The organism is Streptomyces durocortorensis (genome assembly GCF_031760065.1).
Classification (GTDB): Bacteria; Actinomycetota; Actinomycetes; order Streptomycetales; family Streptomycetaceae; genus Streptomyces.
Genome location: NZ_CP134500.1, coordinates 6,826,957 through 6,843,140, shown reverse-complemented (window position 1 = coordinate 6,843,140; position 16,184 = coordinate 6,826,957). Strand labels below are relative to the sequence as shown.

Sequence of the window (16,184 nt, the reverse complement as noted above, 5' to 3'; positions counted from 1 at the left end):
AGCGTCTCGCCGCGGTACGCGCAGCTCCCCACGTTCATGCGCCTTCCACACGATCCTGCCCCCAGAGGGATGGACGTCGTGGTCATCGGCGCTCCCTACGACGGGGGGACCAGCTACCGCCCGGGGGCGCGCTTCGGCCCTCAGCAGATCCGCTGCGAGTCCGGGCTCGTGCACGGCACCGGCATCGACCGCGGCCCCGGCGTCTTCGACCTGATCAAGGTAGTCGACGGCGGGGACATGAACCTGACTCCTTTCAACCAGCACCTCGCCGTCAAGGCGGCGCAGGACCACCTGTCGTCCCTGCTTGCGGACAACGCCTCCTTCCTCATGCTCGGCGGCGACCATTCGCTCACGCTGTCCGCGCTGCGAGCGGTGCACGGCCGGTACGGCCCCGTGGCGGTTCTGCATTTGGACGCGCACTCGGACACCAACCCGGCAATGATCGGCGGGGAGTTCCACCACGGAACGCCGTTCCGCCACGCCATCGAGGAAGGGCTGGTCCAGGCGGACGCGATGGTCCAGCTCGGCATCCGCGGGCACAACCCGAAGCCGGACAGCCTGGACTACGCGCGGGGGCACGGGGTGCGCATCGTGACCTCGGACGAGTTCGCCGACCTGGGAGTGCGGAACACCGCCGACCTCATCAAGGAACGGCTGGGGGACCGACCGGTGTACGTCTCCGTGGACATCGACGTGTTCGATCCCGCGTTCGCCCCGGGCACCGGTACCCCCGCCCCCGGCGGCCCCACCAGCCGGGAGGTGCTCGCACTGCTGCGGACGGTCGGTGAGCTCAATCCGGTCGGGTGCGACGTCATGGAGGTGTCGCCCGTGTACGACCACGCCGGCATCACCAGTCTGCTCGCCACCGAGGTAGGAGCCGAACTGCTGTACCAGTACGCCCGCGCGCACCGAGCCGAGAAGGAAGAGGAGAGGTAGGAATGGCGACCCTGGACGTCACCGAGCACCGCGACCACCTGCTGGCACTTGCGGCACAGCTTCCCGCCGTACCGCGTCAGGACCTGTACGGGTTCCTCGACGTGGCGCACAAGCTCGCGCAGGAACTCCCGTACGCAGTCTGCGACGCGCTGGACACGTTCAACCGCGTGGGCAACGAGGACGGCTACCTGCTGCTGCGCGGACTTCCGGTCGAGGCGGACGGGGAGCTACCGCCGACGCCCACGAGCACACCCGCCCCCGTCGGGCGCGCCCTTCTGAACATGGAGGCGTTCCTCGCGATCCTCGGCCGGCGGCTCGGCCTGCACACGGGGTACGCGGAGCTCAGGTCGGGGACGGTCTACCACGACGTGTACCCGTCGCCGGGCGCACACCACCTGTCGTCGGAGACCAGCGAGACCCTCCTGGAGTTCCACACGGAGATGGCCTACCACACGCTCCAGCCCAACTATGTGATGCTGGCGTGCTCCAGGGCCGACCACGAGCGCAAGGCGCAGACGCTCGTCGGCTCGATCCGCAAGGCCGTCCGGCTCCTCGATCCGGAGACCGTCGGCCGGCTGCACGACAACAAGCAGCCGTGCGAGGTCGACGTGGCGTTCCGGGGCGGGGTGGAGGACCCCGGTGCCATCGCGGAGGTGAAGCCGCTGTACGGGCCCCTGGCCGATCCGCTGCTCGGATACGACCGCGAACTGCTCAAACCGCACCCGGGCTCGGACGCCGAAGCCGTGGAGAAGCTGTCCCGGTCGCTGGACGACGTCACGGAGGGGGTCTTCCTCACCCCCGGTGACGTTCTCGTCATCGACAACTTCCGGACCACGCACGCGCGGACCCCCTTCACGCCACGCTGGGACGGCAGGGACCGGTGGCTGCACCGGGTGTACATCCGTACGAACTCCCACGGCCAGCTCCCCACTGGTGGCGAGCGCGCCGGTGACGTGATCACCTTCACTCCGCGCCGGTAGCTTCGCCGAAGCCGCCTACCCGGCCGGAAGGGGCCGCTACGGGCACCTTCCGGTCGAGTACCTGCGGCGCACGGCCCGTCTCCCGGTCCTCAGCGGACGGGGAGAGGGGCACCTGGGCCCTGGCGGGGGCGCGATCCGTGCACTGCCGGGGAGTGGGCGGCTCGCGAACTCGCGGTTGGGACACGCTGTGCCCGCAACGGGCTCGCCTCTCGTCACGCGGGGAGGAGGGTGCTGTCCTGTCGCAGGATCGCCTGGGCCAGAGTACGCAGGACGGGGCCGGGGTCGATGCCCAGCTCCTCCGAGAGGGTCCGCCGCACGCTGTGGAAAACTTCCAGGGCGTCGGCTTGCCTGCCCGAGCGGTAGAGCGCGAGCATGAGGTCCGCGTGCAGACTCTCCCGCAAGGGGTAGTGGTCGACCAGCTCGAAGAGCTCCGGGATGACCTCTTCGTGGCGCCCGAGCTGGAGTTCGAGTGAAGCCCGGTAGTGCACCGCGGCGACGTGCTCTTCCTCAAGACGCATGGAGCAGCTCCGCAGTCCTTGATGAGGGATGTCGGCGAGAGCCGGACCGCGCCACAGATCCTGGGCCGATCGCACGAGTCGCGCAGCCTCGTCGGGCCAGCCGCGCCGGTGTATCGCGCGGGCCGAGGCGAGACGGGCCCGGTAGAGCGCGACGTCGACGGAGCACAGGTCGGCATTCAGCCTGTACCCCGTAGCATGGGACTGCACTACCTCCGAGGGGGCTCCGGCGGTGACGAGTGCCGTCCGCAGCATCCAGATGCCGGTCTGAACCTGCCCCGTCGCGGTACGCGGCGGACTGTCGTACCAGACGGCTCTGATCAGCTGCTCTGCGGCAACGATCCGGCCGGACTGCAGGGCCAGAGCAGCCAGCATCCCCTGCTGGCGACGGCCCGGGACGGTCACGCGCACCGGGCCTGCGTGCACCTCGAACGGACCCAGCACGGCGATGTGAACTGGCCGGTTCGCGTCGCGACTGTCATCTGCATTCATTCTGGGGACCCTTCATACTGACCTACCCGGACTTGCAGTTGAGCCGTGCGTCAGAAGTAGACGGAACGTGGAAGCTTTGTGTCAATGGACGCATGTGGGCGCCAGTTAATTGGCTGATTTGCTATAGGGCCGGACGGCTGCCGACAGGATCACCGGAAACCGAACAGCGCGTGAGCCGGTCCGGACATGCGACCCGGGGCGAACCCCCTCGGCCGACCCCACCCGCACGGGTCTGGTCATCACGGTGCCTTCCGGGGCCGGCCGCCTCCTCCTGAAGCCGGTGTGCTGCCGCTCGCGTGCTTCCGCAACCACGAACAGTGCCGCCGTCGGCGACGATCAGTGCACAGTGCGTAGCCTCCGCCATGGCCGCTCCGCCGGACGAAGTGCTTCCAGCCATGCCCTCGTTCGCTCCCGGGAAGGCCGGCCCACCGGTGAACCCAAGGGTGTGGGCGCTCCGCCCCGCTGCGGTGCGCTGCCCACGGCCGAGGTGCTCCGGAAGGGCGCCCCGCCCCGCGGAGCGCCGGGACGGCCCTCCGCCCCGGCTGCCGTCGACGCGTCCCGCCGTCCGATCGGCAAGCCCTCCGACCTCCACCAGGCCTGCCACGGAGGACATCATTTTCGGCCAACTCCGGCCGCTGCCCCTGCGCTGAGGCTCGACCGTTCGCGGAACCCCTCCATGTGTACAAGGTCTGTTGGATCGCCACTCCTTCTGAGCACAGGGGCAGGTGGGGTGTGTGCGGCGGGTGGGGTGCGCGGCGGGCCTCGAAGGCTGCTCGGGCAGAACGGTGGCGCCCCGAACGCGCGTCCGAGTCGGGAGGCCCGGCGGGGACGCGGCGCTCCGGGCCGTCCCGTCGGCCGACCTCTCGCCAGACTCTCCGCCGACTCTCTCCACCACCCCGTCCCAGACCCGCCCGGCATCCGTTTCATGGCGCTGACCTGCGGCAAAGCCGTCCCGGTGCACTTCGGCCCGATCTCCGGAGCATTGCGGGGGCCACCGATGACGCATAGCTTCTGGGCGTCCAGCAGCGTCCCCGTCCGCGGGGCCCGGTCCGCCGGGGGGAGTACTGGCGGTGCCATGCAGATCAGCAAGTTCCGTGGGGGCAGGACCGGCAGCGCCAGTCGGAGCGAGCGGGAGTCAAACCTTCGCCGACTCCTGCTCGCCCAGGCCCTGAGCCAGACCGGCTTCGTGGTGCTCAGCCTCGCCATGCCACTCCTGGCCGCGACGACTCTGCAGGCCAGCCCGTTCCAGGTCAGCATGGTCTCCGCCTCCCAGACGGTCGCCTTCCTCCTCATCGGACTGCCGGTCGGAGTCTGGGTGGACCGGATGCGCAGGCGTCCCGTCATGATCGTGGCCGACCTCGTCCGGGCAGCCGCTCTGGCCCTGGTGCCCGCGCTGTGGATGCTGGACGCCCTCGCGGTCACCCACCTCTGCGCGGTCGCGTTCGTCGTGGGCCTGGCCACTGTCTTCTTCGACGTCGCCGATCAGAGCTACCTGCCGCACGTGGTCGGGCGGGACGGACTGGTCAGGGCCAACGCCCGCCTCGTCGCCGTGGACCAGACGGCTTCGGCTGCGGGCCCCGGCATGGCCGGCCTGATCGTCCAGGCCGTCACGGCACCGCTGGCGATCGTGGTGTCGTGCGTCTCCTACGCCGCATCCGCCCTCTGCGTCGCCCGGATAGGGGGCCCACCGGAGCAGGTCGCCAAGGAACCACGTGAACGCCTCGACCGTTCGATCCTTCAGGGAATCAGGTACGTACTGGGCCATACCGTGCTGCGCCCCCTGGTGGCCTGCTCCACGACCATGACGTTCTGCTGGAGCATGGGGTACGGCATGCTGCTCGTCCTGCTGGCCCAGGACCTGGAGGTACCCGCCGTCACGATCGGACTGCTGTTCACCGCGGGAGGCGTGGGCGGCCTGGCTGCGACAGTCGTCGTAGGGCGGGTGGTGGAACGGATCGGTGACGGCCGGGCCGTCGTCCTGAGCGTGACCCTGGCGGCGCCGTGCACCCTGCTGGCAGGCCTGACCGGGACCGGCCCCCGGCTCGCGCTCGTGGCCTGTGCGCAGTTCGCCTTCGCGGCGGGACTCGTCATCTACAACGTCGCCCAGGTCAGCTACCGCCAGCGGTCCGTACCGCCGGACCTGCTGGGGCGTGTGAACGCGACGGTCCGGTTCTTCGCCTGGGGCGCAAGGCCGCTGGGCGTCCTCCTGGGCGGCGCTGTCGCCGAGTTCCACGACGCGCGTTCCGCCGTCTGGGCGGGAGCCGCGGGAACCGCGCTCTCCGCTCTCTGGCTCCTCTTCTCCCCGCTGCGCAGCATGCGCGTACTGCCCGCTCCCGAACCGCCCGTCGACAAGGAAGTACCGTGAAGAACGCCGCAACCGGAACCTCCGCACGGCCGAGACTCGTGTGGATCACCACGCCGGACAACTACGACCCCCATGTGCAGGAGCAGCTGAAGCGCGGAGGGTCCGAGCGCCTCGACATGCTGACAGCCGCGGGCTTCGACGTGCGCGTCGTCCACTCCTGCGACATAGTCCCCGTCTGGAACGGCCGTCCGCGCCTCCTGCACGGCGAGGAGGACCTGCTCGCCCGGTACGCGGGGTTCCTGGTCACCTCCTGGACCTGGGACCCGGCCATCGCACGGCACATCGAGGCCATCACCCGGACCGTCCGCGCGTCCGACTGCGTCCTGCTGACGGACGGGACCCTGGATCCCGAGGCCTTCGGCCTCGACAAACTCGCCATGTACCACCATGCGGCAGCGCTGGGAGCGCCAGTCCTGCCGACCGTCTCAGTGCCCTTCGGCCGATACGCCCGACGAGCTCTCGACGCCGTACGAACGCAGCTGCCGCCCGGCCCCTACGTGGTCAAGCCGCGTTCCATGGCCATGGGTTACGGGGTTCTGAAGGCCGACACGGTCCAGCACCTCGGAGCCTCGATCGATCTGATGGCACCCGGCGGGCTGGGCTGCCTGGTACAGCCTTACCTGCCTGACAGCGGCGACGTCCGTGTCTACGTACACGAAGGCAGGATGATCGCCGCGCTGCTGCGCGAGCCCGCCGGCCAGACGTACCTGGCGAACGTCAGCCAAGGCGGCAGCGGATCCGGCTACGAGCCCCCTGCCGAGATCGCGGACCTCAGCGAACGCCTGGCACGGAGCCTGCACTCCGACTACCTGTGCGTGGACTGGCTGATCAGTGGGGACAGTTACACGTTCAACGAATGGATGACCGTCTCTGCTGCCTATGAGGACCTGCCCCCTTCGACCAGGAAGCTGGTCGCGCAGGCCCTTGTCCAGTACATCAACCGCCGACTGGACGAAGGCGGCGTACCTCGGCAACGGACACACGGGGAGAGATGCTGATCCGCCCGCGGACGTAGACCTGCTCTCGTGAGCGGTCTCGCCCGTCGACGGCGGCGCGGGGCTGGTCCAGCGCCAGGGACGGATGCCACCATGCAGCGTTCGACCGACATGCGAATTCCAGTCCGGGTTCACCCCTCGGACTCGACACATATCGACACTTCGTCCCAGCCGGGGTCGAACAGTACCCGTGCAGAAGCCACCGACCAGAGGTTGAGGTAGAAGATGATAAAGCGCCGAGCGCTAATCGGGATGGCAGGAGCGGCCGTGGGATCGGGGATGCTGGGCGCGGGCACCGCCGAGGCCGGCACCCCGAGCGGCATGGCGGGGAGGCACCGGCCTGCGCACCGGAAGCTGAAGGTCCTCCAGTTCAACATCTGGATGGGCGGCAGCCAGGTGGCGGGCGGCCGGGCCGGTATCGCCGACACCATCGCCGCGGTCGAACCCGATGTGGTCATGCTCAGCGAATCGAACGAGGAGCGGGTCGCCGCCCTGCTGTCGGACCTCGCCGACCGGGGTCTGACCTACTTCGACAACGCGAACCCGGGCGACCCCGGAGTGATCTCCCGCTACCCGGTCATCGAGCACCGCGCCTTCCCGTCCTGGTCGAAGGCGGTCATCTCGGTCGACGGCACCGAGATCGCGGCCTACTCCGGCCACCTGGAGTACCGCTATTACGTCAACTACCTGCCGCGCGGCTACGGCGGTGGCACGCCGCCTCCCCTGGAGACCTCCGAGTACGGGTGGGACGAGATACCGACCGGCCCGATCACCGACGTCGGCCTCATCATGCGGCTCAACGAGGCCTCCGGCCGCACGGCGGTGACGAAGACGGTCCTGGCGGACGCCGCCGAGGAACGGCGCCGTGGAAGGCTCACCCTGCTGGCCGGTGACTTCAACGAGCCGTCGCACCTGGACTGGACCCGTCGGACGCGGAATCTGTTCGACCACAACGGCACCGTCGTCAAGTGGTCGACGACCAAGGCCATCGAGAAGGCCGGATTCCGCGACAGCTACCGCGAGATCCACCCCGACCCCGCGCGCTCACCGGGCTTCACCTGGCCGAGTGACAACGCCGGAGTGGAGCCCGGGCAGCTCACCTGGGCCCCGAAGGCGGACGAGCGGGACCGGATCGACTTCGTCTTCTACCACCCCGACCGGCGGCTCCGTCTTCTGGACAGCGTGATCGTGGGGCCCTCCACCACGATCGTGCGCAACGAACGTGTGCGGGAGACCGGACGGGACAGGTTCCGGGAACCGAGCTGGACCTGGCCGACCGATCACAAGGCCGTGCTCAGCACCTTCCGGGTGTCCGGTAGTCGCCGTCGCCACAGCTGACAGCTGCCGAGGGACGGACAGCGGTCCTGGTCCGGCACCCCGGCGGGGTCGTGCCCTGCCGGTGTCAGGCCGTCCGCTTCTGGCTCATCGGGCGGCCGAAGGCCGCGGACACCGCGCGAGCGCCGGGCGGTCCTTCGTCCGGACGGCGGGCAGCCACGCCGTGGCCTGTCCGTCCGCTTCCGCCCCCGCCTCCGTATGCGCGCCCGCTCGGGGGACGCGGACGCGGTACCAGAGGGTGGACTTCAGGCCCGCCTCGTCGATGATGGGCTCGCCCTGCGGCAGCCGGCACTCGGCACGCAGGACGTCGCCGTCCCACACCCGGGTCGGTACGACGTTCTCGGCGACGTAGGGGCGTGTGGGGTCGACCGCCAGGCCGAGGCTGCACTGCGGGTCCCGGTCCGCGCGGTCCTGGCAGCCCCGCTCGGCGTTGAACACCCGTACTTCCGAACGGAGTTCGCCGGACGCCTTCGAGGCTTCGGACGGCCGTTCCTGTCCGGAGTACGCCCCCACCGCCGCGCCTGCCGCACCGCACACCGTGACGGCGAGGACGGCGGCGCGGGTCCGGTGCCACACGCGTCTCACGCGGCTCCGGGGGGCGGGCTCCGCCCGCTCGGCCTCGTGGGCGGTGATGCGTTCGAGCAGGCTCGCGGCGGTGTGTGCGGAGCGGGCGGCGTGGGTGGGGGCCAGACAGTCGGCGGCCAGTGCGCGCCAGAATTCCGGAACGGCCGCGTCCATGCGGAGCGGGACGCGGCCCTCGGCGTACTCCTGCACCGCGGCACCACGGGCGACGGGTGTGGCGCCCGGGAACGGTGAGACGCCGGAGGCGAACACCTCGTGGATCACGATGCCCAGGGCCCAGATGTCGGCGCTGGGCCGGACCTGCACGCCGAGGTCTCCCAGCGGGGCCCGCCACCGCTCGGGCGGGAGGTAGTCCAGGGTGCCCATCGGGGGCGCGTGCCCGTGCGTTCCGGTCAGCTCGGTGGCGAGGCCGAAGTCCGAGAGCTTGACCGAGCCGTCGACGCCGATGAGGACGTTCTCGGGCTTGAGGTCCATGTGCACCCAGCCGGCCCCGTGCAGATGCGCCAGCCCCTCGCAGATTCCGGCGATGAGCCGGGCGCCCTCGGCCTCGGCCACGCCGCCGTCGAGGAGATCCCGCAGACTGCCGCTGGCCCGCTCCATGACCAGCACGATCGCGCCGTCCAGGAAGGGGTGTTCGGGTGCTCGGAGGGCGAGGGAGTCCAGCAGCCGGACAAGCCTTGGATGCCCGGTCCGGCGGGCGAGTCCGACCTCACGCCGGGCGGCCTCCGCCACACCGCGCGCCTGGCGGGGCGCGAGTCCGGCGGTCGGCATGACCTTGAGGGCGACCTCGCCCCCCGCCGACGCGCCGCCGCCGTCCTGCCCCGGCGCCAGGGGTGTCCGGTCCGCTGAGCCCGTGCGGCCGCGGGCCGGTCGACCGGCGTAGACGGTGGCCCAGCCCCCGGCTCCGATCGGCTCGCCGATCTCCCAGGCCCCCACCCGGTAGCCCTGGGGCAGCAGTTCCGTACGGCCGCTCTCCCAGGAGGTCTGTCGACGCTGCACGGGTGCCACGCCCTCTACCGTCCCCGCGCGGCCGACTCGGCCCGGGGCGGCAGCAGCGCGAGATGCTCCTCCTGGACTATGCCGAATCTCAGCGCGATGGCGACCACGGCCTCGCGCTTCCCGTTCCGGCGGTCCCCCTTGCCGGTCTCGGCCGCGTGAGGCAGGCCGATCCGCAGCTTCTCCTCCGCGAGGTAGTCGATGTGCGACGTCACCGCTCGGGGCGTCAGTCTCGCGCAGGCCTCATGGGCCCTGAGCCGCTCCACCACCTGCGGGGTCGTCGGCACGGCCACGGGTGACTGGTCGCGCAGCCAGGGTTCGCAGAGCGCCACGAGCACCAGGAAGTAGGTGGCCGTCTCATCCAGCGAATACGCCATGACCGTGCGGCTCTCCCAGGGGCCGCCCACGCCCTGCGGGTCCAGGTAGACGTGGTCGGGCGCGAACACCTGGAAGGAGACCGTGGTGTCGCGGCGCGTGGGCAGCACCACCCGGGAGAACTCGAACGGAATGGGCGCACCGGCCCGGCACGGCGGTACGCGCAGGTACTCCCCCGCTCCTTCCGGGTTCTCCACCAGGTAGCTGTGGGTCCTGCTGTAGTTGCTCAGCTGCCAGTGGTCGTCGGTCACCCGGATCTCCCCGGCCAGCCGGGATATCGCCGCGTCGGCGAGGCGCAACTCGACCGGCCTCCCGGATGATCCGCGCCCGAAGCGCGCGCGTTCACCCGGGCCGAGCCGGAGCGTCACCGCCTCACCGTACGGCTCCCCACTCCCCCCGCTCCCCTGCGGCAGATGCACGACTATGCCACTCACGACTCCCCCCGTTCTGAGCGTCGACCGCTGTTGCACGGCCAACGCTACCGGTCGGAGCCAGGGGTTCACCCTATGTTATCGGTCACTTCCGGGGGCGGGGGGGGAAGCGCTCGTCACGCCTTGCGGAGCCTCGCGATCACGCCGTTGATGTCGCGTTCGAGGGCCCAGTGGCGTACGAAGTGGCCGCCCTGGTCCTCGTACGACTCGTGCCCGATGCCGCGGGAGTCGAGCAGGGCCTTGAACTCCCGCTGCCCGGCGAGGACCTGGTTCTCGTTGACGGTCTGGAACCAGTCGATCGGGTTGGGGCTCGTTCCGGCGATCAGGAACACCCGCTTGTTCCGGTAGCTCTCGACGCGCTCGATCGGGTTGTCGTCGGTGACCCTGCGCTCGTCCCACAGCGGCACGCCGTAGATCGAACCGCCGTTCAGGTCCACGGCCGCGGAGGTCGCGTTCGCCCAGTGCACGACGGCGCCGTGGTCGCGGCGGAGGCTGGCCGGGCCGGAGTGGGAGCTGACCGAGGCGAAGTGGCCCCAGTACTTGGCCGCGTACTTCAGCGCGCCGAAGCCGCCCATGGAGAACCCGGAGACGGCGCGGCCGTCGTACTCGGCGTACGTCCTGAAGTTCGCGTCGATCCACGGGAGCAGCTGGTGCATGTGGAACGTTTCCCAGTCGCGGGGGCCGACGTTGGAGTGGACGGGGTTGGAGTACCAGCCCGTGCGTCCGCCGTCGGGCATCACGACGATGAGCCGCTTTCCGGCGGTCAGGGCGCGGATGTGCTTGTGGTCGAAGCTGATGAAGTCCTCCATGCCGCCGTGGAGGAGGTAGAGCACCGGGTACCTGCGGCCGCTGTGGTGGTAGTCGTCGGGCAGCAGGACGTTCACGGCGGGTTCCCAGCCGATCGCGTCGGTCGCGAACCGGTAGTAGCGCATCCGGGGGTCCGACTCGCCGCGGTCCACGATGCGCAGGCCGTGGCCGTCGCCGACGGCCGCGGCGGGTGAGGCCGCCGCGAGGACGCCTCCGGCGCCCAGGGCCATGGCGGCCGAGACTCCGCCGGCGGACTTGAGGATGCTTCTGCGGGTGGGGTGATGCGCGGTCAACGCAACCTCCTGGTCGGGAGCGACGGGCGGTTCGGAAGGTATCGCCGGGTCGGCCGGCCGGAGTATCCGGAAGGTTACGGAGGGACAAGCGCACCGGCCTCCCGTAGAGCCCGGGGACCGGCCGCACGCTCCGACCCCCGGCAGCACACTCCGAACCCTGGCCGCACTCTCCGACGACCGCACAGGTCCCGGCCGCACCGGCGGGGTTCGTCGTGCGCGTGTCACTCCGGATCGTTCCGGATGCCCGTCCCGGCACTCCGCCCCTACCTTGTCGACGGCGCCCGCCAGACCGACCAGTCCGCAGCCCGGGGAGCAGCGATGCCTACGACCGCGATCACCGACCGACCGACGGACACCGCGCTCGGGCACCTGGAGCGCAGGGTCCTCTGCGCGGTCGGCTGCGGACTGCGGGACGACGAGATCGCCGCCGCGCTCGACCTGCCCGAGGACTCCGTGGCCGAGCAGCTCGCGCGGATCCTCGGGAAACTCGGTCTGCGCGACCGGGCCGCCGCCATCGTCCACGCCTTCGACCGCGGCCTGGTCGTTCCGGGGAGCGGCCCCCGTACGCGCTCGGCGCACCCGGCCCCGCCGGTGGTGGAGGTCTCCGTGCTCGGCCCGCTGCTGGCCTCGCAGGACGGGCTGCCCCTGAGCCTGGGCCCGCTCCGCCAGCAGGCCGTCCTGGCGGCGCTGGCACTGTGCTCGGGGCGGACCCTCAGCCGGCAGGAACTGCTCGACGGCGTGTGGGGCACGGAGCCACCGGTCGCGAACGTGGTGCCCGTGTACATCTACCGGCTACGCAAGGCACTGCGCTTCGGGGACAGCCCGGATTCCGTCATCGAGCACGGCCGACGCGGCTACCGGCTGGTCTCCGGAGCGGTCGACGTCGACGTCGTACGGATGGAGCGGCTGCTCACCGACATCGGCGCGGCGGAGCGGGCGGGCGACGCCGAGCGGACGGTGCGCCTGTGTTCCCGGGCCCTCAAGCTGTTCCGGGGCGAGGTTCTGGCGGGGCTGCCCGGGCCCCTCGCCGAACGGGAGCGGATACGGCTCACGGAGCGCAGGATCGCCCTCGTACGGCGGAAGGTGGAGTGCCAGCTGCGGCTGGGCCGGCACTCCGAGGCCATCGCCGAGCTGTTCGCGCTGTCCGCGGCGCATCCCCTGGACGAGCCGGTGGCCGCGATGCTGATGCGCGCGCTGTACCGCAGCGGCAGACAGGCCGAGGCACTGACCGTGTTCGACCGTGCCCGCCGCCGACTGGCCGACGATCTGGGTGTTCCGCCGAGCCTGATGCTGCGGCGGACGCACCAGATGATTCTGCGCGGCGACGAGGCGGGGCTCGGGCTCACCGGCGCCGCGGGGTGACCCGCCGGGTCAGGAGGCGAAGGACCTCTCCAGCCTGGGGATCAGGTCGCGGAGGTCCTGCTCCCAGCAACCGGCGTTGTGCCCGCCGTTGCAGTGCTCGCCCCAGGCTGAGCCGTCACCGTAGTTGACGTAGTAGTAGTCCATTCCCAGGGCGTCCATGCTGTTCTTGACGTGCTTGGCCGCGCCTTCGAGCCAGAATTCGAGATCGAGGGGATTGCCGCCGCCGTTGCCGACGTAGATGGAGACCCCGACGTCGGCGTTGACCAGCTTCTTCATGTTCTGTGAGGGGTCGACCTCGTTCCACCGCCAGTCGGCGTTGAACACCGGGTACGGGGAGCCGAAGGCCGCATCGCTGTCCACCGCGGGTCGGTAGGGGCTCTTACTGGGGTCGCAGCCCGCCACCGCGCCGCATCGCACACTCTCGGCGTCGATGAGGGAGGCGACGACGGCCAGCCGGAGGTCCATGGACTTGACCGAGAAGTCGATGTCGCCCGACAGGGACGCGGTCTCGCTGAACAGGTCCGGGCGGACCTGGGCGTAGTGGAAGGCGCCGAACCCGCCCATGGAGACGCCCGCGACGGCCCTGCCCTTCTTGGTGGCGACGGTCCGCAGGTTCGCGTCGATGAACGGAATCACCTGATTGAGGTGGAAGTTCATCCAGTTCTGGGCCCCGAGCACCGTCTTCTGGTTGAGCCAGTTGGCGTACCAGCCCCGGGCGCCGCCGTTCGGAATCACGGTGATCATGGAGTCCGATGTGGTCAGCGCCGGGTAGTTCTGCTGGGTCGGGTTGTCGGGTGACCCGTGCAGGAAGTACATCACCGGGTAGCGCCGGTCGGGGTTGTCGTAGTACCCCTTCGGGAGAATGATCTTGATCGGGTGTTCGCCCGAGACCTCGGGCGTGGTCACCGTGAGGTGGAAGTTGGTGGGACTGCCGGTCGCCGTACCGACCTGGGTCAGGCCGAAGCCGTCCGCCATGGGTGGCGGCGAGGCGCCGTCGGCGGCCTGTGCCGTCCCGGCCGGTGTGATCACGGCGACGGCGGCGACCAGCCAGGCCAGCGCCATGCGCCACCCGTTGGATGTTCTCTTCACTGCATGCCCCCATCGTGAGTTCGGTCGTTGCGTGAACTTCGTCGGTGCGCGGTGCGCGCGTCAGTGGGAAGCCCGCTAGCGGGAGACGCTGAGGTCCAGGACCTCGACCTTCAGTTCCGGTGAGGCCGCGATCTGTTCCTCGGTGAACCGCCCGGTCACCCACTGGCCTGCCGAGAACAGCCTCGTCTGGTCGGCGTAGTGCGGTGAGCTCGGGTCGGCCGACTGCGAGTAGGCCATGACGGAGTACGCCTCCGGAGGCCCGTCGGCGGTGAACCGCACCTGCTGGATGAAGCTGGACCCGAAGGTGATGTCGAACTTTCCGTCGACCTGGCCGGGTGTCATCACGTTCAGTACGCCCAGTTCGTGGAGCGAGCCGTGGATCGGGATCTGCTCGGCGCCCCGGGTGACCTTCTGGATGTCCGAAAGCGGTGCGTTCAGTGGGATGTTCGCCTTGCGCAGGGCGAGAATCGCCCGGGCGAGCGCGTCGCGGACGCGGGAGTTTCCGGAGTCCAGCGAATTGGGTGTGTGCACCGGGTCCTTGGGGTCGAAGGGCACCCGCCAGGGCAGCTTCTCGACCCCCTGTCCGTTGAGCAGGAAGGCCCAGTAGTTCGCGAACAGCCACGATCCCCGGCTGTCGTTCGTGTAGGCGTGGTCCTTCCAGGCGGCCAGGACCGGGCACGCCTCTCTGACGTCGACCAGGTTGCCGTCCACCAGCACGAGGCCGAAAGGAACGTCCTGGCAGGCCTTCACCGTGGCATTGAGGGCCAGGTCGGCGGCGCGGCTGTTGTCGGCGAACAGCAACTGCCCCATGGTCTGCGGGGTGAAGCCCTTGCCCGGCAGGCCGTCGGTGCCGTTGATCCGGTGCCGGGCGGTGAGGATCAGCTCCTGGGTGCGCAGCGAGCGGGGAGCCGCGGAGTCGCCCATGACCCGGGGGAAGGTCAGCGGTTGTTCGGGGTTGGCCAGCCAGGGGCTGTCGTTGGCGTTGCCCACGTAGTCGGAGCGGATCAGGCGGGGCTGCGCCTTCGGGTCCAGCAGCCCGGGCGCGGCCGCGTTCGGGTCGTCGGGCCAGTCGCACGCGCTGCGTTTGCCGTCGAGGATGGAGATCGGCGGCGCGTTCGACTGCGGGACCTGCTGGTGGAAGAGCAGTCGGCCGGTCAGGGTGAGACACGACTCGGCGTGTGCGTCGGTGATGTTCGGGGTGGCCTGGATGTCCGCGTACAGGGCGTTGCCCTTGCGGTCGGAGGCCACGGTGTTGAAGAAGGGAACCCCTTGTGTGGCCTCCAGGATCGACACCACGTCGTGGACGTCCTTGGCCTGGTCGAGGCGGAACCAGGTGTTCAGCGCCCGCAGGTTGTGCATGTTCACATCGCGTACCGCGTGCGCGCTGACCACCCACGGCAGCGGGATGGTCTGTATCGACGTGGTGATCGGGCCGTAGCGGGTGGACCACAGCGTGCGGGTGACCTTGGTGAGGGAGCCGTCCGGTTTCCGTACGTCGACGGCGACCCGCTGCGAGGTCATCTGCTCCCAGGCGCCGTCGACCAGGTACTTGGTCGGGTTCAGCGGATCGACCTGCACGTCGAAGAGACCGAAGGGAGCGACGGTGGCGACCGTGTGGCTCCAGGCCACATCGTTGTTGTGGCCGATGTTCACGGCGGGGAAGCCGAGCAGGCTGGCCCCGGAGACGTTGATCTTCCCCGGGATCGTCAGCTGGCTCTGCCACATCCGGTTCTTGCCCTGCCACGGGAAGTGCGGGTTGGCCAGGAGCATGCTGGTGCCGCCGGACACGCCCTGCGAGCCGACCGCCAGCGCGTTGCTGCCCATGCTGTGCTGACGGCTCTGCGCCATCGCGTCCCGGATCTTCCGCGCGGTCTCCTCGGGCTTCACTGCCTTCGCGGCCTTGGCAGCCTTGGCCGACCTCTCGGCCAAGGACGTGGCCGGTGCGGCGGCGGATGCTCCCGGAGGTGCGGCGTTGACCTGGCCGTCCAGCAGGGGGTCGGCGCTGCCCATGATGATCTCGGCGTGGGCGTGCCGGTAGACGTCCAGTTCCGTGATCGGCCGGACCCAGTCCGCCCCGCGGCAGGCCGGGTCGGAGATGTTGTCCACGCCGGTCTCGGACAGGTACCGGTTGTAGCCCTGGACATAGCCGCGGATGGCCTCCTTGACCTCCGGCTCCGGCCCGTCGGGGGCGGGCTTGCCGAGCAGCCGCTCGACCACCCGGTCGTCCTTGATCCGCTGGAAGTACAGGTCGCTGTTGAGGTTGGTCGTGGTGTTCTGGCGTTCGCCGGGGCTGGTCTTCCCGTCGGGCCCCAGATAGCGGGACCTCTGGGCGTTCACCATCAGATAGGTGTCGGCCAGGGTGCAGACGTTGTCCTTGGCCGAGGCGTATCCGTAGCCCGTACCCAGCCCCTCCCAGTCGGAGGCGGTGATGTGCGGGATTCCGTACTCGGTGTAGCGGATCGTCGCCGTATCCGGACCCTGTGCATGGTCGGGTGCACCGGTGCCCGGCGCCCCGGCGGCCGCCGATGTGCTCATCACCGCCAGTGCGGCCATGACCGCGATCGGCAGCCTCGCTCTCCAACTCCTGCGCGCCATCGAGCCGTTCCTCCCGTGTGGTGCGGGGCCTCGTCC

At 70.2% G+C, this 16,184-nt stretch carries 12 protein-coding genes; 6 read left to right on the top strand and 6 right to left on the bottom strand.

Annotated elements, in window-relative coordinates; translation table 11 throughout:
• The first annotated feature begins 36 nt into the window (after positions 1-36).
• Both speB and cs1 read left to right on the top strand, forming a co-directional pair.
• Positions 37-936: an agmatinase gene (gene speB / locus RI138_RS30125; protein WP_311123063.1), complete on the top strand. Its 900-nt coding sequence runs from the start codon at positions 37-39 to the stop codon at positions 934-936.
• Positions 937-938: 2 nt separating this feature from the next.
• Positions 939-1,916: a clavaminate synthase Cs1 gene (cs1, locus tag RI138_RS30120; protein WP_311122431.1), complete on the top strand. Its 978-nt coding sequence runs from the start codon at positions 939-941 to the stop codon at positions 1,914-1,916.
• Between the two features lie 212 nt (positions 1,917-2,128).
• Here the strand turns inward: cs1 and RI138_RS30115 are convergent, their stop codons facing one another.
• Positions 2,129-2,842, bottom strand: coding sequence for an AfsR/SARP family transcriptional regulator (locus RI138_RS30115; protein WP_311122430.1), 714 nt, complete (start codon positions 2,840-2,842; stop codon positions 2,129-2,131).
• Positions 2,843-3,998: 1,156 nt separating this feature from the next.
• On the opposite strand from RI138_RS30115, the gene RI138_RS30110 reads away from it, so the two are divergent.
• From RI138_RS30110 to RI138_RS30100, 3 genes are all read left to right on the top strand, one after another.
• Positions 3,999-5,288, top strand: coding sequence for an MFS transporter (locus tag RI138_RS30110; RefSeq protein WP_311122429.1), 1,290 nt, complete (start codon positions 3,999-4,001; stop codon positions 5,286-5,288).
• Positions 5,285-6,286 carry an ATP-grasp domain-containing protein gene (locus tag RI138_RS30105; protein ID WP_311122428.1) on the top strand — a complete coding sequence of 334 codons (1,002 nt, stop codon included), beginning with the start codon at positions 5,285-5,287 and terminating at the stop codon, positions 6,284-6,286. Before RI138_RS30110 ends, RI138_RS30105 begins: the two co-directional genes overlap by 4 nt.
• A gap of 264 nt (positions 6,287-6,550) precedes the next feature.
• Positions 6,551-7,621: an endonuclease/exonuclease/phosphatase family protein gene (locus RI138_RS30100; RefSeq protein WP_311122427.1), complete on the top strand. Its 1,071-nt coding sequence runs from the start codon at positions 6,551-6,553 to the stop codon at positions 7,619-7,621.
• 84 nt (positions 7,622-7,705) lie between these two features.
• On the opposite strand, the gene RI138_RS30095 is transcribed toward RI138_RS30100, so the two are convergent.
• The 3 genes from RI138_RS30095 to RI138_RS30085 all read right to left on the bottom strand — a co-directional run bounded on the left by RI138_RS30095 (position 7,706) and on the right by RI138_RS30085 (position 11,039).
• Positions 7,706-9,199 (bottom strand): serine/threonine-protein kinase, encoded by a 1,494-nt coding sequence (locus RI138_RS30095; RefSeq protein WP_311123062.1) that lies wholly within the window; start codon positions 9,197-9,199, stop codon positions 7,706-7,708.
• Positions 9,200-9,213: 14 nt separating this feature from the next.
• Positions 9,214-10,005: a serine/threonine protein kinase gene (locus RI138_RS30090; protein ID WP_311122426.1), complete on the bottom strand. Its 792-nt coding sequence runs from the start codon at positions 10,003-10,005 to the stop codon at positions 9,214-9,216.
• A 113-nt stretch (positions 10,006-10,118) separates the two neighbouring features.
• Positions 10,119-11,039, bottom strand: coding sequence for an alpha/beta hydrolase-fold protein (locus RI138_RS30085; protein WP_398864393.1), 921 nt, complete (start codon positions 11,037-11,039; stop codon positions 10,119-10,121).
• A 381-nt stretch (positions 11,040-11,420) separates the two neighbouring features.
• Between RI138_RS30085 and RI138_RS30080 the strand changes: the two genes are divergently transcribed.
• The gene (locus RI138_RS30080) at positions 11,421-12,464 is read left to right on the top strand and encodes a BTAD domain-containing putative transcriptional regulator (RefSeq protein WP_311122424.1); all 1,044 of its coding nucleotides are present in this window, start codon (positions 11,421-11,423) and stop codon (positions 12,462-12,464) included.
• A gap of 9 nt (positions 12,465-12,473) precedes the next feature.
• Here the strand turns inward: RI138_RS30080 and RI138_RS30075 are convergent, their stop codons facing one another.
• Entirely contained in the window at positions 12,474-13,526 is a 1,053-nt protein-coding gene (locus RI138_RS30075; protein ID WP_398864391.1) for an alpha/beta hydrolase-fold protein, read from the bottom strand.
• A gap of 102 nt (positions 13,527-13,628) precedes the next feature.
• Positions 13,629-16,148: a penicillin acylase family protein gene (locus RI138_RS30070; protein ID WP_311122422.1), complete on the bottom strand. Its 2,520-nt coding sequence runs from the start codon at positions 16,146-16,148 to the stop codon at positions 13,629-13,631.
• Between the last annotated feature and the right edge of the window lie 36 nt (positions 16,149-16,184).

Coding starts and splice junctions, on each gene's coding strand:
- speB (WP_311123063.1), top strand. CDS start 37: ATGCGCCTTCCACACGATCCTGCCCCCAGAGGGATGGACGTCGTGGTC.
- cs1 (WP_311122431.1), top strand. CDS start 939: ATGGCGACCCTGGACGTCACCGAGCACCGCGACCACCTGCTGGCACTT.
- RI138_RS30110 (WP_311122429.1), top strand. CDS start 3,999: ATGCAGATCAGCAAGTTCCGTGGGGGCAGGACCGGCAGCGCCAGTCGG.
- RI138_RS30085 (WP_398864393.1), bottom strand. CDS start 11,039: ATGGCCCTGGGCGCCGGAGGCGTCCTCGCGGCGGCCTCACCCGCCGCG.
- RI138_RS30080 (WP_311122424.1), top strand. CDS start 11,421: ATGCCTACGACCGCGATCACCGACCGACCGACGGACACCGCGCTCGGG.
- RI138_RS30075 (WP_398864391.1), bottom strand. CDS start 13,526: ATGGCGCTGGCCTGGCTGGTCGCCGCCGTCGCCGTGATCACACCGGCC.
- RI138_RS30070 (WP_311122422.1), bottom strand. CDS start 16,148: ATGGCGCGCAGGAGTTGGAGAGCGAGGCTGCCGATCGCGGTCATGGCC.